Here is a 25,434-nt window from a genome sequence, read left to right as displayed (position 1 = left end):
GTTTTTACAACAATTAATTTCTGCGCTAAAGAAAAGGGCTTATAAATGCACGAAGGTGTGATGAAGGCATGGCTAGAATCTTCTCACTTAAACGGCGGTAACGTTGCTTACGTAGAAGAGCTTTATGAAGCGTACTTAGATGATGCGACTTCTGTGCCAGAAGAATGGCGAGAAGTGTTCGAACAATTACCAAAAGTTGATGGTGTGGATGTTGACGTTAAACATTCAGAAGTTCGTTCACAATTTGCACAGCTTGCTAAAAACAAGCATAGAGAAGTAGTGGTAGCAGAGGGTGGCTCTGGTGATCCTAAACAGGTCAAAGTGCTACAACTTATTAATGCTTTCCGTTTCCGTGGTCACCAAAATGCCAACCTAGATCCATTAGGTATTTGGCAACGCGAACGTGTTCGTGATCTTGAATTAGAGTACCACGAATTATCTGAAGCTGATTTTGACCGTGAATTCAATGTGGGTTCGTTTGCTGTCGGTCGCGAAACCATGCCATTAGGTGAGCTATATCAAGCGCTTAAAACGACTTATTGTGGGTCGGTTGGTGCTGAATATATGCACATCACTTCAACTGAAGAAAAGCGTTGGTTACAACAACGTTTAGAATCAGTGCAATCACGCCCAACCTTCTCAAAAGAAGAAAAGCTACGAATCCTTAAAGGATTAACAGCTGCAGATGGCCTTGAAAAATACCTAGGGGCTAAGTTCCCAGGTGCAAAACGTTTCTCACTTGAAGGTGGTGATGCGTTAGTACCAATGCTTAAAGAACTTATTCATCGTGCAGGTGAAAGCGGTCAAAAAGAAGCTGTTATTGGTATGGCTCACCGCGGTCGCTTGAACGTACTAGTGAACGTATTAGGTAAAAACCCATCAGAATTATTCGATGAGTTCGCTGGTAAACACAAAGACACATTAGGCTCAGGTGATGTTAAATATCACATGGGTTATTCATCTGACTTTGCAACTAAGGGCGGCAACGTGCACATGGCACTTGCATTTAACCCTTCTCACTTAGAAATCGTTAACCCAGTAGTTATGGGTTCGGTACGTGCGCGTTTAGACCGTCTAGGTGACAAGTCAGGTATTAAAGCTTTACCAATTACTATTCACGGTGACTCTGCAATCGCAGGTCAAGGTGTTGTACAAGAAACATTTAACTTATCGCAAACTAATGCATTTAGTTGTGGTGGTAGTATCCGTATCGTTGTTAATAACCAAGTTGGTTTCACAACGTCTAAGCAGTCTGATGTACGTTCTACACCATACTGTACTGATATTGCGAAAATGGTTCAGGCACCAATTTTCCACGTTAACTCTGATGACCCAGAAGCGGTTGCATTTGTAACTCAAATCGCTCTTGATTTCAGAAATCAGTTTAAACGTGATGTAGTGATTGATTTAGTATGTTATCGCCGTCATGGTCATAACGAAGCGGATGAGCCGAATGCGACTCAACCACTTATGTACCAAAAAATCAAAAAACACCCAGTTCCTCGTTTAATTTACGCAGATCAACTTGTTGCTGAAGGTTCATTCTCTGAAGATGAAATTAAAGCACTAGCAGATGATTACCGTAATGGCTTAGACAAAGGCAACTGTGTTGTTGAAGAAATTCAGCTAGAAACATCACACTCTTCTGATTGGGCTAAATTTGTTGGCCACGATTGGGATGTTGAGTACGATGCAACAGTGTCTGTTGAAAAGTTAAAAGAACTTGGTGAAAAGGTCGCAAACTACCCAGAAAGCCACAAAGCTCAGTCTCGTGTTAAGAAAATCTACGATGACCGTAAGCTAATGGCAACAGGCGAAAAAGCGCTTGATTGGGGTATGGCCGAAACACTTGCTTATGCAACACTTGTTGATGCAGGTACTGATATTCGCTTAACAGGTCAAGACTCAGGCCGTGGTACATTCTTCCACCGTCATGCTGTAATCCATAACCAAAAAGACGCTTCAACTTACTTACCGCTGCAAAATATCAGCGAAAAGCAAGGTGCGTTTGAAGTATTCGACTCTGTACTTTCAGAAGAAGCGGTACTTGCATTTGAATACGGTTACGCAACAGCTGAACCGACTTCACTTGTTATGTGGGAAGCGCAGTTTGGTGACTTCGCTAACGGTGCGCAAGTTGTATTCGACCAATTCTTAAGCTCAGGTGAGCAGAAGTGGGGCCGTTTATGTGGTCTTACATGTTTACTTCCACATGGTTATGAAGGTCAAGGTCCTGAGCATAGCTCGGCACGTCTTGAGCGTTTCTTACAATTGTGTGCTGATCACAACATGCAAGTTTGTGTGCCTTCAACACCTGCGCAAGTTTATGCAATGCTACGTCGCCAATCTGTACGTCCACTTCGTCGTCCATTGATTGTTATGACACCAAAGTCATTACTTCGTCATCCGCTGGCAACATCAACACTTGAAGAGTTATCGGAAGGTGTGTTCCACAACATGATCGACGAAATCGATGATATTGCAGCAGACAAAGTAGAACGCGTTGTATTCTGTAGCGGTAAAGTTTATTACGAGCTACTACAAGAGCGTCGCAAGCTTGAATTAAATAACATTGCTATTGTTCGTGTAGAACAATTATATCCATTCCCACATGCTGAAATGGATACAATCATGCAACGTTACCAACACGTTAAAGATTTTGTTTGGTGTCAAGAAGAGCCACAAAACCAAGGTGCATGGTATTGCTCTCAACATCATTTTGTTGATGCAATCCCAGCGGGTGCTAAATTAACTTACGCAGGTCGTAAAGCATCAGCATCACCAGCGTGTGGTTACATGTCAGTGCATAATAAAGAACAACAAGCGCTCGTTGCTGATGCGCTTACTATTGAAAAGAAAGGATAAGCAATGAGCACAGAAATTAAAGTTCCTGTACTTCCTGAGTCGGTTGCTGATGCTACAGTTGCAACATGGCACGTAAGTGTTGGCGACAAAGTAAGCCGCGACCAAAACTTAGTAGATATCGAAACAGATAAAGTTGTTTTAGAAGTTGTTGCACCAAATGACGGTGTGATCACTGAAATTTCACAAGAAGAAGGTGCAACGGTACTTGGCGAACAAGTAATTGCATTACTTGGTGATGCAGATGCTGCACCAGCAAGTGATAGTGCACCAGCTAAATCAGAAGACGCGCCAGCGGCGCAATCAGCACCAGCATCAGAAGGTAAAGAAGTGGACATTAAAGTACCTGTACTTCCAGAATCAGTCGCAGACGCGACAATTGCTACTTGGCACGTTCAACCAGGTGAAGCGGTAACTCGCGACCAAAACCTAGTTGACATCGAAACTGATAAAGTTGTTCTTGAAGTTGTTGCTCAAGAAGACGGTATCATGGGTGAGCACATTCACGCTGAAGGCGAAACAGTACTTGGTGAGCAAGTAATTGGTACAGTTAAAGCGGGTGCAGCACCGGCAGCAGCAGCTCCTAAAGCTGAAGCAGCTCCAGCAAGCGATTCAAGCGACAGCTCTGACGTTTTAACACCGTCAGTACGCCGTTTAATTGCTGAGAAAGGTCTTGATGCATCTAAAATCAAAGGTACAGGCAAAAACGGTCGTGTAACTAAAGAAGATGTTGATACATTCTTAAAAGCACCTGCAGCAGCACCAAAAGCTGAAGCAGCAGCGCCAGCAGCACCTATGGGTGACCGTACGCAAAAACGTGTTCCTATGACGCGTTTACGTAAAACAATTGCTAATCGTCTTCTTGAAGCGAAAAACTCTACTGCAATGTTAACGACGTTCAACGAAGTTAATATGAAGCCAATCATGGATCTTCGTAAGCAGTACCAAGAAGTATTTGAAAAGCGTCACGGTATCCGTTTAGGTTTCATGTCTTTCTACGTGAAAGCTGTAACTGAAGCACTTAAGCGTTTCCCTGAAGTTAATGCGTCTATTGACGGTGATGATATTGTTTATCACAACTACTTCGACATCAGCATCGCGGTTTCTACACCTCGTGGTCTTGTGACACCAGTTCTTAAAGATTGTGACAAACTTTCAGTTGCTGAAATCGAAAAAGGTATCCGTGAGCTTGCGATTAAAGGTCGTGACGGTAAATTATCTATCGAAGATATGACAGGTGGTAACTTCACAATTACTAACGGTGGTGTGTTCGGTTCATTACTATCTACACCAATCATCAACTTACCACAGTCTTCAATCTTAGGTATGCACAAAATCCAAGATCGTCCAATGGCTGTAAATGGTAAAGTTGAAATCTTACCAATGATGTATTTAGCGTTATCTTATGATCACCGCCAAATCGATGGTAAAGAATCAGTAGGCTTCCTAGTAACAATTAAAGAGTTACTTGAAGATCCAACTCGTTTACTACTAGATGTTTAATCTGGTTGTATAAAAACTAAGCTGTGAACCTCGTTCACAGCTTTTTTTTTGCGCCTTTGGTCTAACTGGGGTTTTCATGTGGAGCCTTGGGATTTATACTAAGTGCGCAATTTGGGATAGCTGGCTATTTGCATAAATATTCAGCTCTTTTAGTATAAAAAATTGGATAAAGCATCATGAATTTGCATGAGTATCAGGCAAAACAACTTTTTGCCGAATATGGTTTACCAGTTTCTCAAGGTTTCGCTTGCGATACACCTGAAGAAGCTGCAGCAGCTGCTGAGAAAATCGGCGGTGATATGTGGGTTGTTAAAACACAGGTTCACGCAGGTGGCCGTGGTAAAGCTGGCGGTGTTAAGCTAGTTAAAACAATCGACGAAGTTAAAGAGTTCGCTGCGAACTGGTTAGGTAAAAACTTAGTTACTTACCAAACAGACGAAAATGGTCAGCCAGTAGCTAAAATCCTTGTTGAAAGCTGCACTGACATCGCTAACGAATTATACCTTGGCGCTGTAGTAGATCGTGCTTCTCGTAAAGTTGTTTTCATGGCATCTACTGAAGGTGGTGTTGAAATCGAGCAAGTTGCAGAAGAAACTCCAGAATTAATTCACAAAGCTGAGATCGATCCACTAGTTGGTCCTCAAGCTTACCAAGCTCGTGAATTAGGTTTCAAACTAGGCTTAAACCCTACTCAAATGAAACAGTTCGTTAAGATCTTCATGGGTCTTGCAAACATGTTCAACGATTTCGATTTCGCATTATTAGAAATCAACCCGCTAGTAATCACAGACGAAGGTAACCTTCACTGTCTAGACGGTAAAATCGGTGTAGATGGTAACGCGCTTTACCGTCAACCTAAAATCCGTGAAATGCACGATCCTTCACAAGAAGACGCGCGTGAAGCTCACGCTGCAAGCTTCGAGCTTAACTACGTTGCACTAGACGGTAACGTTGGTTGTATGGTAAACGGTGCAGGCCTAGCGATGGGTACAATGGACATCGTAAACCTACACGGTGGTAAGCCAGCTAACTTCCTAGATGTTGGTGGTGGTGCTACTAAAGAGCGTGTATCTGAAGCATTCAAGATCATCCTATCTGACGACAACGTTAAAGCTGTTTTAGTTAACATCTTTGGTGGTATCGTACGTTGTGACATGATCGCTGAAGGTATCATTGGCGCAGTTAAAGAAGTAGGCGTAAACGTTCCTGTAGTAGTACGTTTAGAAGGTACTAACGCTGAACTAGGTCGTGAAGTACTTGCTAAGTCTGACCTTAACATCATCGCTGCTGAATCACTAACAGACGCAGCTGAGAAAGTTGTTGCTGCTGCGGAGGGCAAATAATGTCTGTATTAATCAATAAAGATACAAAGGTTATCTGTCAAGGTTTCACAGGTGGTCAAGGTACTTTCCACTCTGAGCAAGCGCTTGAGTACGGTACACAAATGGTTGGTGGTGTAAGCCCAGGTAAAGGCGGTCAAACGCACCTTGGTCTTCCAGTATTCAACACAGTACGTGACGCTGTTGAAGCAACTGGCGCAACTGCATCAGTTATCTACGTACCAGCACCTTTCTGTAAAGATGCAATCTTAGAAGCTATCGATGCTGGCATCGAGCTAATCGTTTGTATCACTGAAGGTATCCCAACACTAGACATGGTTGACGTTAAAGTTAAGCTTGAAGAAACTGGTGTTCGTATGATCGGTCCTAACTGCCCAGGTGTTATCACTCCGGGTGAAACTAAGATCGGTATCATGCCTGGTCACATCCACAAGCCTGGTAAAGTAGGTATCGTATCACGTTCTGGTACTTTAACTTACGAAGCGGTTAAGCAAACTACTGACGCTGGTTTCGGCCAATCAACATGTGTTGGTATCGGTGGTGACCCAATCCCTGGTACTAACTTCATCGACGTTTTAGAAATGTTCGAAAAAGACGAGCAAACTGAAGCTATCGTTATGATCGGTGAAATCGGTGGTACTGCAGAAGAAGAAGCTGCAGAATACATCAAGCACAACGTGACTAAACCTGTTGTTTCTTACATTGCGGGTGTTACTGCACCTCCAGGTAAGCGTATGGGTCACGCAGGTGCAATCATCGCAGGCGGTAAAGGTACTGCTGATGAGAAATTTGCTGCATTAGAAGCTGCTGGCGTAAAAACTGTACGTTCACTAGCTGATATCGGTGCTGCACTTAAAGAGAAAACAGGCTGGTAATCAGTTCTGAACTCTTAAAGAAGGCTCGCTTATGCGGGCCTTTTTTGTATCTATCACTTTCTTATAACCCGCACGAAAATTCCGCCTGCAAATTAAGAATAATAATGCTTTATTTGTGAATATAAATTCTCTACACTTGTGGCTTGTATAGTTGTTTTTATTAAAACATTCGACTTTAATAAGGTAAATATTACGTGCGTACCACAGAATTGGTAGATGGATTTCGCCAGTCAACCCCTTATGTAAATGCTCACAGAGGCAAAACATTCGTTGTCATGCTTGGTGGTGAGGCGATTGATCAGTCTGGTTGTCGCAGTATCATCAATGATATTGCGCTTTTAACGAGTCTTGGTATTAAGATTGTTTTAGTGTTTGGTGCTCGCCCACAGTTTAATGCCGCGCTTGAGCAAGTTGGCATAACTAGTCAGTTTCACAATGAGATACGAGTGACCGATAACGAAACGTTTGATGTAATAAAAAAAGTTGCCGGTGCAATGCAATTTGACATCACAGCACGCTTATCGACATCTTTGAGTAGTACACCAATGTCAGGTTCTTTCTTAAATGTTGTCAGCGGTAATTTTGTTATTGCTCAACCCTTAGGTGTTGATGAAGGTGTCGATTACCATCACTCAGGAAGAGTGAGACGCATTGACGTTGCAGGCATTCGCCATCAGCTAAATAACAACGGTATCGTGTTACTCGGTCCGATTGCAGCATCAGTGACAGGTGAAAGCTTTAACTTAACAGCAGAAGAAATTGCCACACAAGTAGCGTTAAAACTGCGTGCTGATAAGATGCTAGGCTTTTGCCAAGAAGCTGGTATTTTGGATGAAAATGGCGAAGCAATCGCTGAGCTTATGCCAAATGAAGCAGAGCATGTATTAGCGAATTATCGCAATCAACCAGATTCATGTTTAAGTGCAACCGTATTCTTACAAGCGGCGATTGATGCGTGTCGTGGTGGTGTACATCGCTGTCACTTAGTGAGTTACAAAGAAGACGGTGCTTTGTTACAAGAGCTTTTCTCATTAGATGGCATTGGTACGCAAATCGCGCCGCAAAGCTCTGAACAGTTACGAAGTGCAACAATATCTGATATTACCGGAATTATTAATCTGATCAGACCACTTGAAGAGCAGGGCTATTTAGTTAGGCGTTCTAGAGAGCAGCTTGAGATAGAAATAGAGCAATTTACTGTCATTGAGCGTGATGGTTTAATTATCGCCTGTGCTGCGCTGTATCCGTTTGCTGAAGAACAAGTGGGGGAGTTTGCGAGTCTGGCTGTTCATCCACAATACCGAGATGCAGATAGAGGGAGTTACCTACTGCGTTTTATTATTAATAAAGCTAAACGTGCTGGTTACTCGCATTTATTCGCTTTAACCACACGGAGTATTCATTGGTTTTTAGAACAAAGCTTTGAATTAGTGACCGTTGATGAGTTACCGGCGAAGAAAAAGGCACTGTATAACTATGAGCGCCGTTCTAAAGTGCTACGACTGGACCTTACTAAACTAAGTAAAAACCGGTGATAGTACAACCGTGTAATAATACTTAATTGAGTGGATTGCTATAAAAAAGGTGACGCATGCGCGTCACCTTTTTTATATATTGTATTTAATTAATACTCATAGTTAATGTGCTGATAAAAGCGCACACGTAAATCTTGGCGCGTTGGATTAAAGGCCAGCTCGTCAGTTACTTCATTAATTGTGCTTTGCACTTGATTCATAAACTTACCATAACCAATGTCATGCTTGTCTTTATCGGCTGCGGCAATCACAAAATGTAGAGAATCAACAAGTTGATTTGCATCCCAATAATGTTGTAATTGCACTTGCTCTGAGCTGCAATCAAAGGTTAGCTTTTGCAGTTCACTGTTACTTTGTGCGTTATCAATATTGCTATTACGCACAATTGGGCGCGTACCATTTGCGATAAAAGCACCAAGGGTTAGCGCTCGTTTTTCGCAAGCTCGTTTAAATGCATCAAAAATATATTGATAAAATTGCGTGTAATTCTCTTCATTCAACATATGTTGAAATTGCGTTTTAATGGCACGTGTAACAGGAATTGAAAAACCAGCATAAGTCATTTCACTGTGCTGTGTTGGTAAATGACATTGGCGAGATTGATAGCGTGGATATAAGCTACGCAATTTATAGCCATAGCTTTCTTTGTGACCTTTTGCTTTAGCAAATAAATCATAAGTAAGATGCTGGTGATCGCGAATTTTAAGCGGTGGTTGGCCGCTTAATAGTTTTTCTTGTAATGAGTTAATCACTCGTTGCACATTATGATGAAAACTTGCTGCATGTGCACGAATATCTTCACCGGTTGCTAAGAATAATAAACGTATTTTTTTGCATCTAACTTCACCATCGGCAAATACATTATGTGCTTCATGGTATTGCGGATTGTAGAAAAATAAAATCTGCTTAGCGGTTTCTAAACTGTATGCTTCATCATGGTAACGAACCACAGGTAGTTTATCGTTTGCGATTAAATGTACGTTATGCAATTCATACTCATCACATAGCGCAAATAATTCCCTTGCAAGACGCTTATAAGCGCAGCTCACATTAGTAAACTGGGCAAAAAACTCATCAGTAGGTTTAAATTCAACTAACACATACTGGTTTGCACGTGCTGAGCTAGGAATATAGACTCGGTGTTGATTGAGCGAAGCCATCTTTTTTCCTTATTGGTAATGAAACTGACGGCACTATATCGCTAGTCAATGATCATTTTATTGCGTTAGAACAATTTTTTTACCGATTTTGTCCAGTCTGTGAACTATGTATTCAAGAATCGACTTATTATCTTCAATAAACATGGTTCAACTACTGTATGTTAGGGTTTGTTTTTGTAATAATGCAGTAGTTTTGTCACCATGCAATATTCAGAGGATTATGCTCCTATGGCGGAAATTGAGAATCGCCCAAGTAACTTTATTAGAACGCGTATCGATGAAGATCTCGCAAGCGGTAAGCATGCGACTACGCACACGCGTTTTCCACCAGAACCAAACGGTTTCTTACACATTGGTCATGCAAAGTCGATTTGCTTAAACTTTGGTATTGCCAAAGATTATCAAGGTCTTTGTAATTTACGTTTTGATGATACTAATCCAGAAAAAGAAGACATTAATTACGTAAACTCAATTAAAGAAGATGTGCAGTGGTTAGGTTTCCAGTGGGATGGTGAAATCAAATATTCATCTAACTATTTCGATGCGTTATACGGCTATGCTGTTGAGCTAATCGAAAAAGGCCTTGCGTATGTGTGTTTCTTGTCACCAGAGCAAGCACGTGAATACCGTGGTACATTAAAAGAGCCAGGTAAAAACAGCCCTTACCGTGATACACCGATTGAAGAAAACTTAGCGCTTTTTGAAAAAATGCGTAATGGTGAATTCAAAGAAGGCGAGTGTGTACTGCGTGCGAAAATCGATATGGCTAGCTCGTTTATCGTTTTACGTGACCCGATTTTATACCGTGTACGTTTTGCACATCATCACCAAACGGGTGACAAGTGGTGCATCTACCCAATGTATGACTTCACGCACTGTATCTCTGATGCGTTAGAAGGTATCACACATTCATTATGTACTCTTGAGTTCCAAGATAACCGTCGTTTATACGATTGGGTATTAGATAACATCAGCCTTGAATGTCATCCTCAACAAATCGAGTTTTCACGTTTAAACCTTGAATACACGATTATGTCTAAGCGTAAATTAAACGACTTAGTGGTTAATGGTCATGTTGAAGGCTGGGACGATCCGCGTATGCCCACAATTGCTGGTTTGCGTCGTCGCGGTTATACACCTGCATCAGTACGTGAATTCTGTTCTCGCATCGGTATCACCAAGCAAGAAAACATGGTTGAAATGGGTATGCTTGAAGCGTGTATCCGTGAAGATCTTAATGAGCATGCACCGCGTGCAATGGCTGTTCTTGATCCGGTGAAGATTGTTATCGAAAACTATGATGCAGATAAAGTAGAAACTTTATCTGTAGCAAACCACCCTAATAAAGAAGAAATGGGTCGCCGTGATGTGCCTTTCACTCGTGAACTGTATATCGAGCGTGAAGATTTCCGTGAAGAAGCAAACAACAAGTTCAAACGTTTAGTACTTGATAAAGAAGTACGTTTACGTGGTGCTTATGTAATTAAAGCTGAACGCGTTGAAAAAGACGAAAACGGTGAAATCACGACTATTTTCTGCTCATACGATCCAGAAACACTGGGTAAAAACCCGAGCGATGGTCGTAAAGTTAAAGGTGTTATTCACTGGGTTTCAGCGAGTGAGTCAATCACTGCAGAAGTTCGTTTATACGACCGCTTATTCAACGTACCAAACCCAGCTGCTGCTGAAGACTTCAATGCAACGTTAAACCCTGAATCACTTGTGGTTCTTGCTAACGCGAAACTTGAACCGTCACTTGTTAATGCACAAGCAGAGCAGGGCTTCCAGTTTGAACGTATGGGTTACTTCTGTCGTGATAACAAAGCCGACTCATTAGTATTCAATCAAACTGTGGGTCTTCGTGATTCATGGGCGAAGATTGAACAAAAAGGCTAATACCAATCCGCAATAATACTTAATCATTTTGAGGGATTAAACCTGTCGCTAACGGCGTTAAAAATTTCTGATTTAGAACAACTAAATAACGAAATTTTTGCCTTGTTATCAACGAGGTTTCATTGCCTCAAAATAGACTACTTAATTAAGCGAATTGGTATAATAGCTAATCTATTAAGTTTCTAAACTTAATAAAAAACCCTTTCACTTTTAAAGTGAAAGGGTTTTTTTATAACCATTTAAAGCGATTAGAAATAACCGCGAATACCCAAGCTGAAGTTACGACCAGGTAATGGTGCTTTTTCTTTAATGAATGAACTGTGTACGAAACCTAATTCATCGGTTAAGTTGTCAACATTAATATAAAGCTGTGTATCAACAGGGCCTAAATCAAGTTGGTAGTTAGCTGATGCATCAAACAATGTGTAACCATCTGTTTTTGTTTCATACGCAGTGATGTCAGATTGCTCAAAGTAATGAGTGCCTGTTAGGCTAAATTGCCAATCCGCTACTGTGTACTGTAATTCCGAGCCTAGTTTATTAGCCGGAATACGCGGTAAGTAACCTTCATCATCTTTTAGCTTAGCGGTTGTTGAATCGCCAAATACTTTAACTAGGGCACTTGGTGTGACTTGATAGTGCACATCAAATTCAATACCGTATAGTTTTGCGTCTTTACTAGTAAACTGATAAACCGCCATCGCATCTTCATCAGCATCAGCTTGACTGGTTAAGCCATTATCTTCATCAAAGGCTAAGCCCGTATTCTGCTGGTAATAGTAGTTTTCAATATCGTTATAGAAAAAGTTAACGGTATAACCAAAGTCACCAATAAAACGACGGAAACTTAAATCAAAGTTGGTTGATGTTTCTTGTTTGATATCTTCAGGTTCAAAATGAATTTCACCGTCTTCGATATGATAGCCAAGACCTAGTTCATAAGTGCCTGTTGCAATATGAACACCATTTGATAGTAATTCAGCACTTAGCGGCGCACGCTCAGAACGAGATACACTTAAAGCAACACTTTGGCCTTCTTGATACTGCCAAATTGCGCCTGCAGATAAGCTAAGGTTAGTGAAATCTTCACTGTAGTTAATGATTTCTGCTTCTTCTTCATCGTGATCTTCTTCTTCTGCTTCATGATCATGATGATGTTCAGCCATGCTAACTGCAGAGTCGATTTGGTAATCTTCAAGTCGTGCACCTAATTCAACGGTAACATCACCAAATTGACGCTCTTCAAGCATGAATAATGCATTTGATTTTGTCACACTTGCAGGTGTAAAGGCTTCTTCACCATCTGCATCATAGTCTGATTCCGTGTAGTGATAACCTGCCATACCGTGCCAAAGACCTAATTTATGCTCAACAGTGGCACGTGCTTCTGTGGTTTTGTTTGAAAACACAGTACCAACAGCACCATCTTCAATTTCAGCATGTTTATAGTCAGTGTAACCAACACGTAATGAGATATTTTCAATCCAATTATCATGCAGCGCATAGCTCATGTAACCTTGCCAACGATCTTGCTCTAATTGTGCAAAAACAGACTCTTCATGTTCTTCTTCATCATGATCAGCCGCTTCTTCTTCATGATGGTGGTGTTCATGTGCTGGAATACCATAGTCAGTTTCGATACGACCATAAGATACACCTAAGGTCAGGTGTTCACCCACATAGCTGGTACCAAAGTTTACATTTTGGCTATCGATAAAGGTGTTTTCAACACTGTTAGCTGTTTCGTGCTCTTCATGATCTTCACCTTCATGTTCATCGTGCTCCTCAGGAAGCTCGAATGTTGGTGTTTTGTAGTCATGGCCTTTACGCTTAGTACCATCAAAATGGAAGTTGAAGCCATCGTTACCGGTTTCAAGTTTTGCAGCATAGGTGTTGGTATTTGATACTGTATCGTGAGTGTACTGAGCAGCACCGGTTAAAGTGTCAATGTTATCGGTAGGAATACGGTTATCAACTACGTTAACCACACCACCAATTGCGCCAGAGCCATAAAGTAGGGTAGCTGGGCCGCGAAGTACTTCGATTTGCTCAGCTGCTAAGCTGTCGTTCGATGTTGCGTGATCTGGACCAATACGAGATGCATCGCTGCTATCAAGACCATTTTGAGTGATTTTAACACGTGGACCATCTAAGCCACGAATAATCGGGCTCGAAGATACTGGGCCAAAGTAACTGGCATTAACGCCTGGTAATCCTTTGAGTGTTTCGCCTAGAGTTGGTTTTGCCTTATCTTTTAGTTCATCACCGGCTAAAACATTCACTGGTGAAATCATTTCAAGGCTATTTTTATGAAGTGCAGAGGCATAAACAACCACAGTCTCAACTGAGGTTGGGGTAAGTGTAACAACCAGGTTTTGATTTTCACCGTTGATAGCAACGCGTTTATCAATGTAATTGTCTTTACTAATGTGCAGCTGGCCTTTGTTGTCTACATCAATTTTAAATTGACCTTGTGTATCGGTGACAACAGATTGCGATTTACCATGTACGTGTATTTCGGCATTACTGATAGGTTGTTGGTTTTTATCTAATACTTGACCTGTGATCACAGCAGCCATTGTTGATTGAGAAAACAGCGCAGCGGCAACAGCACTAGAAAGAATTGAAAGTTGCTTCATCATTACTACTTCTAAGTTTGTTGTTGAGTGTTGTGATATAATATAACACCGCAATTTTTTAACTGCAATAACGTTATACTATAACTTTACCTTATGTCGCGATTTTAACACCATACACTATACTTAGACTGTTACAGTGAGATGGCCAACTCTTATGTCTGATAAAAATAGGGTGTTTAAAGCAAATTTTACGATTGCTGATTTAAGAGCACATCGTAATCACAAAGAGGTGTTTACTACGGCCTGTGGTCGTCGTGAAAGCTATCAGCATTTTGTACTTAAACTATTAAGTTATTGCTTGTTTTCTCATAATGAATCGGCCATTTTGAATACAAGCCATAGCGATTCTGAACCTGATGTGTCAATAAAAGCGTTGGATGATCATTATCAAACCTGGCTAGCTGTTGACCAACCAGATATTGTGCAGCTCAATAAAATAGCGAAACGCGTGGATGAATTATGGGTTGTTACGACGCTAAACCATGAATGGTTACAAGAGTATGAGCATCAACTAGAGCTGATAAATAATAGCCATTTAATTGCTTTTGATGACAACTTTATTGAGCAATTGGCGAGTCATTTAACGAAGAACTTACAGTGGGATGTAACCATAGATCAACAAACAGTGAGTGTGTCAGACAAAGAAAACTTCTACCAAACAAATGAACTTGTGTGGCATTAAAGTTCTATTTTCACCTTACCATTGGGTTTACTACAGCACAGTAACACTTCACCTGTTCGAACAAACGCAAGTGGCTCTTGATTGTAGCTCACATCACCTTCAACTAATTTTGCACGGCATGCGCCACAATAACCTTCACGGCATTGGTAGGGGACATCTATTTTGTGTTGTTCTAGGCATTCAAGGAGAGATGAACAGCCAGAATCAAAATCAAGATCCTGGCTGTCTGTTCCTGCAAGGATAACCTGTGCAGTGGTATTCGCGCTCATTACAGGTCGAAGTCACCAAAATCTGATGCATCAACTTGTGAATCAATTTGGCCAACTAGGTAAGAGCTGATTTCAGCTTCTTGTGGCGCAACCTGAACATTGTCAGATACTAACCATGAGTTAATCCAAGGAATAGGGTTACTCTTACTTTCAAATTGAGCTGGCAAACCTACCGCAGTCATACGTGCATTTGTAATGTATTCAACGTATTGACATAAGATATCTTTGTTAAGACCGATCATTGAACCATCTTTAAATAGATACTCAGCCCAATCTTTTTCTTGTTCAGCGGCCTCTTTAAACATCTGGATCGCTTCTTCACGGCATTGTGCAGCAACGATTGCCATTTCTGGGTCGTCTTTACCTTCTTGCATGATGTTTAAGATGTGTTGCGTACCAGATAAGTGCAATGCTTCATCACGCGCGATTAGCTTGATGATTTTTGCATTACCTTCCATTAATTCACGTTCTGCGAACGCAAATGAACAAGCAAAACTAACGTAGAAGCGAATCGCTTCAAGAATGTTAACCGACATCATCGCAAGGTAAAGTTGCTTTTTAAGATCAAAAAGGTTGACCTTAACTTCTTCACCGTTGATCACATGTTTACCTTCACCGTACAGGTTGTAAACAGAAATCATGTTGATTAAGTCATCGTAGTATTTAGTCACGGCATCCGCACGCTCACTGATTTTCTCGTTACTTACGATGTCATCAAAGATAAGCTCTGGCGATTGCGTCACGTTACGAATAATGTGCGTGTATGAACGGCTGTGAATGGTTTCACTGAATGCCCATGTTTCTATCCATGTTTCAAGTTCAGGAATAGACACAATTGGTAGTAACGCAACGTTAGGCGAGCGACCTTGTACACTATCAAGTAATGTTTGATATTTTAAGTTACTTAAAAAGATGTGTTTTTCGTGCTCTGGTAACGCTTGGAAGTCAAGACGGTCTTTACTTACGTCAACCTCTTCAGGGCGCCAAAAGAACGATAATTGTTTTTCAATTAGCTTCTCGAAGATAGGGTACTTTTGTTGGTCGTAACGTGACACGTTTACCGTTTGGCCGAAAAACATCGGTTCTTGTAATTGGTTATTATGATTTCGGCTAAAAGTTGTATATGACATAGTGATTACTCAAAAAACAGTCAGGACAAAGCGGGCTAATGAGCCCGCTTTTGTTATGTTATTAATTTAATTAGATTTTACAAGCGCCGCCTGCACAACCATCATCTTCCACCTCTGGTGTTAGCTCATCTTGAGCATCCGATGCACCGTCACGCGTGTTGTGATAGTACAGGGTTTTAACACCAAGTTTGTAAGCAGTCAGTAGGTCTTTTAATAGCACCTTCATAGGTACTTTACCGCCTTCGTACTTAGATGGATCATAGTTAGTGTTAGCAGAAATCGTTTGGTCAACGAACTTTTGCATAATACCAACAAGTTGTAGGTAACCATCGTTTGAAGGAATATCCCACAGTAGCTCGTAGTTATCTTTCAGATTTTCATAATCTGGCACTACTTGCTTTAAGATACCATCTTTACTTGCTTTAACGCTGATATGACCACGTGGTGGCTCAATACCATTTGTTGCGTTAGAGATTTGTGATGATGTCTCTGAAGGCATAAGGGCAGATAGCGTTGAGTTACGCATACCGTGCTCTTGAATGCTTGCACGTAATGAATCCCAATCTAAGTGAAGTGGTTCATTACAGAACTGATCTAGGTCACGTTTGTAAGTATCTGTTGGCATAATGCCTTGAGAATACGTTGTCTCGTTAAATTTAGGACACGCACCGCGCTCTTTTGCTAACTCATTTGATGCTTTCATTAGATAATATTGAATTGCTTCAAATGTTTTGTGAGTTAGTGCGTTTGCGCTGCCATCTGAGTAACGCTTACCATTCTTCGCTAAGTAGTAAGCAAAGTTGATTACACCGATACCTAGCGTACGACGACCCATTGTTGCGTTTTTAGCTGCAGGAACAGGGTAGTCTTGGAAATCAAGTAAGTTATCAAGGGCACGAACAGCAAGTTCAGCAAGCTCTTCTAATTCATCTAATGACTCAATAGCACCTAAGTTAAACGCTGAAAGCGTACATAGTGCAATTTCACCTTCTTCATCCATTACATTGCTTAGCGGCTTAGTCGGTAATGCAATCTCTAAACATAAGTTAGATTGACGAATTGGCGCCACAGTCGAGATGAACGGGCTGTGCGTATTACAGTGGTCAACGTTTTGTAAGTAGATACGACCTGTGCTCGCACGCTCTTGTGCGAACATTGAGAATAACTCAATCGCTTTAATACGCTTTTTACGAATAGACTCATCTTGTTCGTACTTAACATATAGCTCATCAAATTTGGCTTGATCTTCAAAGAACGCATCGTATAAACCCGGTACATCTGACGGGCTAAATAATGTGATGTAATCGTCTTTGATTAAACGGCTATACATTAATTTGTTGAACTGTACACCGTAGTCAAGGTGACGAACACGGTTGTCTTCAACACCACGGTTATTCTTAAGCACAAGTAAGTTTTCAACTTCTAAGTGCCATAGTGGGTAGAATAGGGTTGCTGCGCCGCCACGTACACCACCTTGAGAACAGCTTTTAACTGCTGTTTGGAAGTGTTTATAAAACGGGATACAGCCAGTGTGGTACGCTTCGCCGTTACGAATTGGGCTACCTAGCGCACGAATGCGACCGGCATTGATACCAATACCTGCACGTTGTGAAACATACTTAACAATCGCAGACGATGTTGCATTGATAGAATCTAGGCTATCACCACATTCAATTAATACACATGAACTGAACTGACGTGTTGGTGTACGCACACCTGCCATAATTGGTGTTGGTAATGAAATCTTGAATGTCGATACTGCATCGTAAAAACGCTTGATGTAATCAAGACGTGTCTCTTTTGGATAATCAGAGAATAAGCTTGCAGCCACTAAGATATATAAAAACTGTGCACTTTCGTAAATTTCGCCAGTAACACGGTTTTGAACTAAATACTTACCTTCAAGTTGCTTAACAGCAGCGTAGCTGAAGTTTAAGTCACGGTTGTGATCGATGTAAGCATCTAACTCGTCAATTTCTTGCTCGGTATAATCAACTAATAGGTGTTGATCATAACGCTTGTCTTCAACTAATTTCGTGATGTGATCGTATAAGCGTGGTGGCTCAAATTGGCCATATGCTTTTTTACGTAAATGGAATACAGCTAAGCGAGCAGCAAGGTACTGGTAATCAGGCGTATCTTTAGAGATCTGATCAGCTGCAGCTTTGATGATTGTTTCATGAATGTCATCGGTGCGAATGCCGTCATAAAATTGAATATGAGATTTTAATTCAACTTGTGAGACAGACACATTATCAAGACCTTCTGCGGCCCAAGCGATCACGCGATGGATCTTATCTAGATCAAGTGACTCTTTACGGCCGTCACGTTTGCTTACAGATAGCTGTTGGTTCATAGTTTTGCCTGTATTCCTTGGGAAATTATAGTTGTAAAGACAAAGGTATTCTTTATGTAATTATTATTATTAAACACCAGAGAACTAATTGAATAACATTTAGCCACAATATCTGGTGTTGTTTAAATTGCAGATCACAAGATAGTGTGGTCTGCGCTGTTTTGCAAGGGATAGAATTGCCCCATTTTGTGGATAACTATTGGATAAACGCTTTGTGTTAGTAACCATTAACCTTTGAACATTCATAGACGACGAAATTTGTAGAAATCAACAAAAGATCCAGAAAATTTACCGTAATTAAAAATAAATTTTGACTGTTTTTTTTATCATCAAAGAATGTTCAAAAGTAAATCAGATCACAATATATGGTGTTTTAGATATTAAATAACACTATATATGGTTAAAGCCATCAATTGGCGAGTGCCAATTAAAATCCGCTTGCCAGCCAAGCGCAGCGTCTAGACTGGGTATGTAACCCCATAACGCCGTGGCGCTGTACATATTCGCAGCCTTTGCCGCTTGAATATCACGCTCAGCATCACCGATATATAAACAACGGCTCGGATCAACCTCTAAGATTTCAGCGGTATGGAGAAGTGGATCCGGCGATGGTTTTGCCACAGCTAATGTATCACCACTGACAACAGCCTGGGCATTACTTAATGACGGGATTGCTTGCACTAAAGGTTCAGTTAAAAAGCCGGGCTTATTGGTCATAATGCCCCACTTAATATTGTTTTGTTTAAGCGCAATTAAAAGCTGCTCGATGCCAGTGAAGCATTTACTGTGTACAGCGATATCTTCGGCATAGTAATCCAGAAGCTGTTGGCGTAAAGCAAGTTGTTCAAGTTCAGGCCATTTATCACCAAAGCCGGCTTCTAATAATGCATTAGCGCCATTAGATGCAGCAGGGCGGTATATATGTTCAGCAACAGGGGCCACATTGGCATCTGCTAACACACGGTTTAATGCGCCACCTAAATCATCTGCGGTATCGAGTAGTGTGCCATCTAAATCAAAAATAAAGGCATCAAAATCGATAGAGGGTGTTTGCACACCACTCATTAGGCTAGTTTCTCAAAGTGCAGGATGTAATTAACACTTACATCATCATTTAAGCTGTATTGCTTTGAAAATGGGTTGTAGTTAAGGCCAGTACTGGCTCTTACTTTTAGACCCGCTTCTTCAGCCCACGCAATAAGTTGTGCTGGTTTGATAAACTTTTTGTGGTCATGGGTACCTTCAGGCACCATTTTTAATAGCTTTTCAGCACCTACGATGGCAAACAAATAGGCTTTTGGTGTTTTATTTAGTGTTGAGAAAAACACATCGGCACCCGGTTTAGCAAGCTCAGCGACAGCGCGGATAATAGAAGCTGGATCTGGAACATGCTCAAGCATTTCCATACAGGTCACAACATCAAAGCGAGCAGGCTGCTCAGCAGCAAATTGTTCTGCAGGTACCTTTATATAGTCAACAGGCACGCCTGTTTCTAAACTATGTAATTTAGCAACGGTTAAAGGCTCTTGGCCCATATCGATGCCGGTTACTTTTGCGCCCATACGCGCCATACTTTCACTTAAAATGCCGCCACCACAGCCAACATCTAAAGTTTCCTTATCAAATAAGCCGCCCACTTTATCAGCGACAAAATCCAAACGCAGAGGATTTATTTCATGAAGGGGTTTGAACTCTCCGTCGCGGTCCCACCAACGTTCAGCGATGGCTTCAAACTTTGCAATTTCTGCATTATCTACATTTTGATGCTCGGTCATAAAAAACTTCCTCGTTAATCTGAGGCCATTATATAGGGGGAAATTAATAAATCGCAAAGATTTAGCGCCTGTAAATCTAAATAAATTGTGATAGCATGGTCTGGAAATAATAACTAAAGCTCTTAAGACGGCGGTTTGCCTCTTAATGAGTCAATACTGAAGGAATGTGAAATCAAATGACTGATCTCGCCAATGAAATTCTGCCAGTCAATATTGAAGATGAATTAAAAAATTCCTACCTAGATTATGCAATGAGTGTAATCGTAGGACGTGCATTGCCAGACGTACGTGACGGCTTAAAGCCAGTTCACCGCCGCGTTTTATTCGCAATGAACGAACTCAATAATGATTGGAATAAACCTTACAAGAAATCAGCACGTGTTGTTGGTGATGTAATCGGTAAATACCACCCACATGGCGACAGCGCGGTATATGACACCATCGTTCGTATGGCGCAGCCTTTCTCATTACGCTATATGCTTGTTGACGGCCAAGGTAACTTTGGTTCTGTTGACGGTGACTCTGCGGCAGCAATGCGTTATACGGAAGTCCGTATGGCGAAAATGTCACATGAATTATTAGCTGACTTAGAAAAAGAAACGGTTGATTACGTACCTAACTACGACGGTACTGAGCAAATTCCTGACGTATTACCTACAAAAGTACCTAACTTACTAGTAAACGGTTCTTCAGGTATCGCGGTTGGTATGGCAACGAACATTCCGCCTCATAACTTAACAGAAGTTATCAATGGCTGTTTAGCGCTTATTCAAAACCCTGATATGTCAATTGCTGATCTTATTGAATATATCCCAGGTCCGGATTTCCCGACTGCGGCGATTATCAATGGTAAAAAAGGCATTGAGCAAGCGTACCTAACAGGTCGTGGTAAGGTATATATCCGTGCTCGTGCTGAAATCGAAGTTGACGAAAAAACCGGTCGTGAAACAATCATCGTTCACGAAATCCCTTATCAAGTTAACAAAGCACGTCTTATCGAAAAGATCGCAGAGCTTGTTAAAGATAAGAAGATTGAAGGTATTAGCGCACTACGTGACGAATCTGATAAAGACGGTATGCGTATCGTTATCGAAATCAAACGTGGTGATGTTGGTGAAGTAATCTTAAACAACCTATATGCACAAACTCAGTTACAAACTGTGTTTGGTATGAACATGGTTGCACTTGATAACAACCAACCTAAGTGTTTCAACTTAAAAGAAATGCTTGAAGCGTTTATCATTCACCGCCGCGAAGTGGTAACACGTCGTACAGTATTTGATTTACGTAAAGCCCGTGACCGCGCTCACACGCTTGAAGGCTTAGCAATTGCCCTTGCGAATATCGACCCTATTATCGAACTTATTCGTAAGTCACCGACACCAGCAGAAGCAAAAGCTGCATTAACAGCACGTTCTTGGGAACTAGGTACTGTTAAAGCAATGCTTGAAAAAGCAGGTGAAGATAACGTAGCACGTCCTGATTGGTTAGCCGCTGATCTAGGTATCCGTGACGGTCAGTACTATTTATCTGAGCAACAAGCACAAGCTATTCTAGACCTACGTTTACACAAATTAACGGGTCTTGAGCACGAGAAGATCTTAGACGAGTACCAAACACTTCTAGATCTAATTGCTGAGCTTTTACACATTCTTTCAAGCCCAGAGCGTCTAATGGAAGTTATCCGCGACGAGCTAGTAGAAATCAAAGAGCAATATGGTGACGAACGTCGTACTGAAATCAGTGCAGCTGCTCACGATATTAGCCTTGAAGACCTAATCAATGAAGAAGACGTTGTTGTAACGCTTTCTCACGAAGGTTACGTTAAGTATCAACCATTAACTGACTACGAAGCACAGCGTCGTGGTGGTAAAGGTAAATCAGCAACGAAGATGAAAGATGAAGACTTCATCGAACGTCTATTAGTTGCCAATACTCACGATACAATTCTGTGCTTCTCAACGGCAGGTCGTTTATATTGGTTGAAAGTATATCAATTACCATTAGCAAGCCGTGCAGCGCGTGGTAAGCCAATTGTTAACTTATTACCACTTGAAGCTGATGAGCGTATCACTGCTATCTTACCAGTACGCGAGTACGAAGAAGATAAATACATCTTCATGGCAACAGCGTTTGGTACAGTTAAGAAAACACCACTGACTGCATACAGCCGTCAACGTGCAAGCGGCATCATCGCGGTTAACCTAAATGAAGGCGATAGCCTAATTGGTGTTGATATCACTGATGGCACGAATGAAATCATGCTATTCACTGATGCTGGTAAAGTTGTTCGCTTTAAAGAAGCAGAAGAATCAGAAGTTGTTGATGAAAACGGTAACCCAGTTCTAGATGAAAATGGTAACCCAGAAATCCGCTTCAAAGGTGTACGTCCAATGGGCCGTACAGCAACAGGTGTTCGTGGTATTAAGATGGCTGACGACCAACGCGTTGTGTCGTTAATCGTACCTAAGTCAGATGGCGCAATCTTAACTGTGACAGAAAACGGTTATGGTAAGCGTACTGCACTTGAAGATTACCCATCGAAGAGCCGTGCAACACAAGGTGTTGTATCAATCAAAGTAAGCGAGCGTAATGGCGCTGTGGTTGGTGCAGTACAAGTTGACGAAAACGACGAAATCATGATCATCTCTAATCGCGGTACACTTGTACGTACGCGTGTAAACGAGGTTTCTACGGTTGGTCGTAATACTCAGGGCGTTATTTTGATACGAACTATTGACGAAGAGCAAGTAGTTGGTTTACAACGTATCGAAGAAATCGAAGTTGATGAGCTAGAAGCCATCGAAGGCGAGGCCGTTGAAGTAGTCGATACAAATACTGAAGAAACGGGTGATAACCCACCTTCAGAATAACATTGATTTAAAAAGCGGCTTCGGCCGCTTTTTTTATCCGCACTATAATTACTGGAATGAGGCAAAGTAATGACTAAATATAATTTTTGTGCAGGACCGGCAATGTTACCGCCGGCAGTTATGCAAAAAGCACAAAAAGAGTTTATTGATTGGCAAGGTTTAGGTGTTTCTGTGATGGAAATCAGCCATCGCAGCAGTGACTTTTTAGCGCTAACCGCCAAATGTGAAGCAAGCTTACGCCGCTTAATGAATATTAGCGATGAGTTTGAAGTGTTATTTATGCACGGTGGTGGCCGTGGTCAATTTAGTGCGGTTCCTTTGAACCTTCATCTTGATGGTAAGCCTGCTGTGTACTGTGAAAACGGTGTATGGTCAAAAGGTGCCACTGAAGAAGCTGCAAAATTCACGACTGTTCAAAGCATTAATGTACGTGATGATGAACAGCAAAATGGCCAGTTTTCTATTAAACCAGCGAGTAGCTGGGAATTACCTGCGGATGCGTCATACATTCACTATTGCCCGAATGAAACCGTCGACGGCATAGAAATTTTTGAAGTACCTTCACACCCATCTGCACCGATTGTGGCTGATATGTCTTCAACTATCTTATCGCGCGAGTTTGACGTAAATCAGTTCGATCTAATTTACGCGGGTGCACAAAAAAATATCGGCCCGTCTGGTTTATCGATTGTTATTGTTCGTAAAACGCTCCTTGAGCGTGAAGGTCTTGCAAAGCCGGGCATACTTGATTACGCCTTAGAAGCAAAACAAGGCAGCATGTATAACACACCACCGACATTTGCGTGGTACTTAGCTGCTGAAGTGTTCGAATGGCTTGAAGCAAACGGTGGCGTTAAAGCGATGGAAGAGCAAAACATCGCAAAAGCAGAACTACTTTATAACTTTATTGATAGTTCAGCGTTTTATAGCAATAAAGTTGCTAAACATTGCCGTTCACGTATGAACGTGCCGTTTTGGCTAAATGATGAATCACTGAATGATAAATTCATTAGTGAATCAAAAGAAGCTGGCCTATTAGCCCTTGAAGGCCACCGCATTGTGGGTGGCATGCGTGCGAGTATCTACAATGCGATGCCGCTTGAAGGTGTTCAAGCGTTGGTTGATTTTATGGATAAATTCGCCAAGGAGAACAGCTAATTATGGAACAGCTTCGTCTTGAACCTATCTCTAAAGTAAATGGCAGTGTGACACTGCCTGGCTCAAAAAGCTTATCAAACCGTATCTTGTTACTAGCCGCACTGGCAGAGGGTACAACGGTTGTTGAAAACCTACTAGACAGTGATGATATTCGCCACATGCTAGGTGCGTTAAAACTGCTAGGTGTGAATGTTACGTTAAATGAAGACAAAACAGTGGCAACTGTAGAAGGTGTTGCTGGTCAATTCAAAACGCCAAGTGAGCCACTGTTCTTAGGTAATGCTGGTACGGCTTATCGTCCTCTTACTGCGGTGTTAGCGGCGGTAGAAGGCGAATACCAGCTAGTGGGTGAGCCACGTATGGAAGAGCGCCCAATCGGCCATTTGGTTGATGCTCTGCAAGCACTTGGCGGTGATGTTGAATACCTTAAACATAAAGACTATCCACCACTGGCCATTAAAGGCGGCAAAATCAATGGTGGACAAGTTGAAATTGATGGCAGTATTTCAAGTCAGTTCTTAACTGCACTATTAATGGCAGCGCCACTATTTAATGGTGACACAGAAATTACCATTAAGGGCACGCTGGTATCAAAGCCTTACATTGATATTACCCTTGATGTAATGGAGCGTTTTGGTGTGACAGTAAGCCATGATAACTACCAAACGTTTTACGTAAAAGGCTGTCAGCAGTACCAAGCACTTGAGCGTATTATGGTTGAAGGCGATGCTTCAAGCGCCTCTTATTTTGTTGCGGCGGCTGCAATAGCGGGCGGCGAAATAGAAATTAATGGGGTAGGTGCGGCATCTGTTCAAGGTGACATTGGTTTTGCCAAAGTGATGGAACAAGTGGGCGCTAAAATTGATTGGTACGATGAAAAGCTGGTGGTTCGTAAAGGCGAGCTCAACGCAGTGGATATTGATGCTAATGCAATTCCTGATGCGGCAATGACGCTGGCCACTGTTGCGTTATTCGCAAAAGGTAAAACAGCAATTCGTAACATTTATAACTGGCGCGTAAAAGAAACAGATCGCTTGTATGCCATGGCGACTGAGCTTCGTAAAGTCGGCGCAGAGGTTGTTGAAGGGGAAGATTTCATCGAAATTACACCACCTGAGACATTCAACGATGTCGCGATTGACACCTATAACGATCACCGCATTGCCATGTGTTTTGCAATGGTTGCCGTTGGCGGAAAGCCAATAACCATTAACGATCCTAAGTGTACATACAAAACTTTTCCAACGTTTTTCAAAGTACTAGAGTCTGTCTCAAGTCAATAAAACAGAAGAAAATATAAAAAGTTACATTCTAAATGCGGATCTATTTCAAGAACTGGCGTATAATGTCGCGGTTTTATTTTGGTGTGCATTGCAGGAGG

Annotated in this window: 17 protein-coding genes; 10 read left to right on the top strand and 7 right to left on the bottom strand. The window is 41.6% G+C overall.

Annotated elements, in window-relative coordinates:
• Window positions 1-45: 45 nt before the first annotated feature.
• The 5 genes from NH153_RS15580 (at window position 46) to argA (ending at window position 8,115) form a co-directional block, all read left to right on the top strand.
• Window positions 46-2,865, top strand: coding sequence for a 2-oxoglutarate dehydrogenase E1 component (locus tag NH153_RS15580; RefSeq protein ID WP_063705523.1), 2,820 nt, complete (start codon window positions 46-48; stop codon window positions 2,863-2,865).
• A gap of 3 nt (window positions 2,866-2,868) precedes the next feature.
• Window positions 2,869-4,365 carry a 2-oxoglutarate dehydrogenase complex dihydrolipoyllysine-residue succinyltransferase gene (gene odhB, locus NH153_RS15575; protein WP_063705521.1) on the top strand — a complete coding sequence of 499 codons (1,497 nt, stop codon included), beginning with the start codon at window positions 2,869-2,871 and terminating at the stop codon, window positions 4,363-4,365.
• A gap of 176 nt (window positions 4,366-4,541) precedes the next feature.
• Window positions 4,542-5,708: an ADP-forming succinate--CoA ligase subunit beta gene (gene sucC / locus NH153_RS15570; RefSeq protein WP_063705517.1), complete on the top strand. Its 1,167-nt coding sequence runs from the start codon at window positions 4,542-4,544 to the stop codon at window positions 5,706-5,708.
• Window positions 5,708-6,580: a succinate--CoA ligase subunit alpha gene (gene sucD / locus NH153_RS15565; protein ID WP_063705515.1), complete on the top strand. Its 873-nt coding sequence runs from the start codon at window positions 5,708-5,710 to the stop codon at window positions 6,578-6,580. Before sucC ends, sucD begins: the two co-directional genes overlap by 1 nt.
• Window positions 6,581-6,774: 194 nt before the next feature.
• Window positions 6,775-8,115 carry an amino-acid N-acetyltransferase gene (gene argA, locus NH153_RS15560; protein WP_063705513.1) on the top strand — a complete coding sequence of 447 codons (1,341 nt, stop codon included), beginning with the start codon at window positions 6,775-6,777 and terminating at the stop codon, window positions 8,113-8,115.
• Between the two features lie 89 nt (window positions 8,116-8,204).
• On the opposite strand, the gene NH153_RS15555 is transcribed toward argA, so the two are convergent.
• A complete protein-coding gene (locus NH153_RS15555; protein ID WP_063705511.1) occupies window positions 8,205-9,275 on the bottom strand; it encodes a DUF3083 family protein in 1,071 nt (356 codons plus the stop codon).
• Between the two features lie 228 nt (window positions 9,276-9,503).
• Here NH153_RS15555 and glnS point away from each other — a divergent pair, with 228 nt between their 5' ends.
• Window positions 9,504-11,171: a glutamine--tRNA ligase gene (gene glnS / locus NH153_RS15550; protein WP_063705509.1), complete on the top strand. Its 1,668-nt coding sequence runs from the start codon at window positions 9,504-9,506 to the stop codon at window positions 11,169-11,171.
• A 248-nt stretch (window positions 11,172-11,419) separates the two neighbouring features.
• Here glnS and NH153_RS15545 read toward each other — a convergent pair whose 3' ends face one another.
• Window positions 11,420-13,810, bottom strand: a complete 2,391-nt coding sequence (locus tag NH153_RS15545; protein WP_063705508.1) for a TonB-dependent receptor — start codon at window positions 13,808-13,810, stop codon at window positions 11,420-11,422.
• Between the two features lie 154 nt (window positions 13,811-13,964).
• On the opposite strand from NH153_RS15545, the gene NH153_RS15540 reads away from it, so the two are divergent.
• Window positions 13,965-14,492 carry a YaeQ family protein gene (locus NH153_RS15540; RefSeq protein ID WP_063705507.1) on the top strand — a complete coding sequence of 176 codons (528 nt, stop codon included), beginning with the start codon at window positions 13,965-13,967 and terminating at the stop codon, window positions 14,490-14,492.
• Here the strand turns inward: NH153_RS15540 and yfaE are convergent.
• The 5 genes from yfaE to ubiG all read right to left on the bottom strand — a co-directional run bounded on the left by yfaE (window position 14,489) and on the right by ubiG (window position 20,022).
• Window positions 14,489-14,761 (bottom strand): class I ribonucleotide reductase maintenance protein YfaE, encoded by a 273-nt coding sequence (gene yfaE, locus NH153_RS15535; RefSeq protein ID WP_063705504.1) that lies wholly within the window; start codon window positions 14,759-14,761, stop codon window positions 14,489-14,491. The genes NH153_RS15540 and yfaE overlap by 4 nt on opposite strands.
• Window positions 14,761-15,891 (bottom strand): class Ia ribonucleoside-diphosphate reductase subunit beta, encoded by a 1,131-nt coding sequence (gene nrdB / locus NH153_RS15530; RefSeq protein WP_063705502.1) that lies wholly within the window; start codon window positions 15,889-15,891, stop codon window positions 14,761-14,763. The genes yfaE and nrdB overlap by 1 nt, the downstream gene beginning before the upstream one ends.
• A 70-nt stretch (window positions 15,892-15,961) precedes the next feature.
• Window positions 15,962-18,247: a class 1a ribonucleoside-diphosphate reductase subunit alpha gene (gene nrdA, locus NH153_RS15525; protein ID WP_063705499.1), complete on the bottom strand. Its 2,286-nt coding sequence runs from the start codon at window positions 18,245-18,247 to the stop codon at window positions 15,962-15,964.
• Between the two features lie 390 nt (window positions 18,248-18,637).
• On the bottom strand, window positions 18,638-19,312 hold the full coding sequence (locus NH153_RS15520; protein ID WP_063705496.1) for an HAD family hydrolase: 675 nt from the start codon (window positions 19,310-19,312) through the stop codon (window positions 18,638-18,640).
• Window positions 19,312-20,022, bottom strand: a complete 711-nt coding sequence (ubiG, locus tag NH153_RS15515) for a bifunctional 2-polyprenyl-6-hydroxyphenol methylase/3-demethylubiquinol 3-O-methyltransferase UbiG (RefSeq protein ID WP_063705493.1) — start codon at window positions 20,020-20,022, stop codon at window positions 19,312-19,314. Before ubiG ends, NH153_RS15520 begins: the two co-directional genes overlap by 1 nt.
• Window positions 20,023-20,198: 176 nt before the next feature.
• Between ubiG and gyrA the strand changes: the two genes are divergently transcribed.
• The 3 genes from gyrA (at window position 20,199) to aroA (ending at window position 25,336) form a co-directional block, all read left to right on the top strand.
• Entirely contained in the window at window positions 20,199-22,895 is a 2,697-nt protein-coding gene (gene gyrA, locus NH153_RS15510; protein WP_063705490.1) for a DNA topoisomerase (ATP-hydrolyzing) subunit A, read from the top strand.
• A 69-nt stretch (window positions 22,896-22,964) separates the two neighbouring features.
• Window positions 22,965-24,053, top strand: coding sequence for a 3-phosphoserine/phosphohydroxythreonine transaminase (gene serC / locus NH153_RS15505; protein WP_063705487.1), 1,089 nt, complete (start codon window positions 22,965-22,967; stop codon window positions 24,051-24,053).
• Window positions 24,054-24,055: 2 nt separating this feature from the next.
• Window positions 24,056-25,336 carry a 3-phosphoshikimate 1-carboxyvinyltransferase gene (aroA, locus tag NH153_RS15500; RefSeq protein WP_063705484.1) on the top strand — a complete coding sequence of 427 codons (1,281 nt, stop codon included), beginning with the start codon at window positions 24,056-24,058 and terminating at the stop codon, window positions 25,334-25,336.
• Window positions 25,337-25,434: the final 98 nt, after the last annotated feature.

The organism is Pseudoalteromonas gelatinilytica (genome assembly GCF_001641615.1).
GTDB lineage: Bacteria > Pseudomonadota > Gammaproteobacteria > Enterobacterales > Alteromonadaceae > Pseudoalteromonas > Pseudoalteromonas gelatinilytica.
The sequence above is the reverse complement of the archived record's forward strand: the minus strand, read 5'-3'. Positions and strand labels throughout refer to the sequence as shown.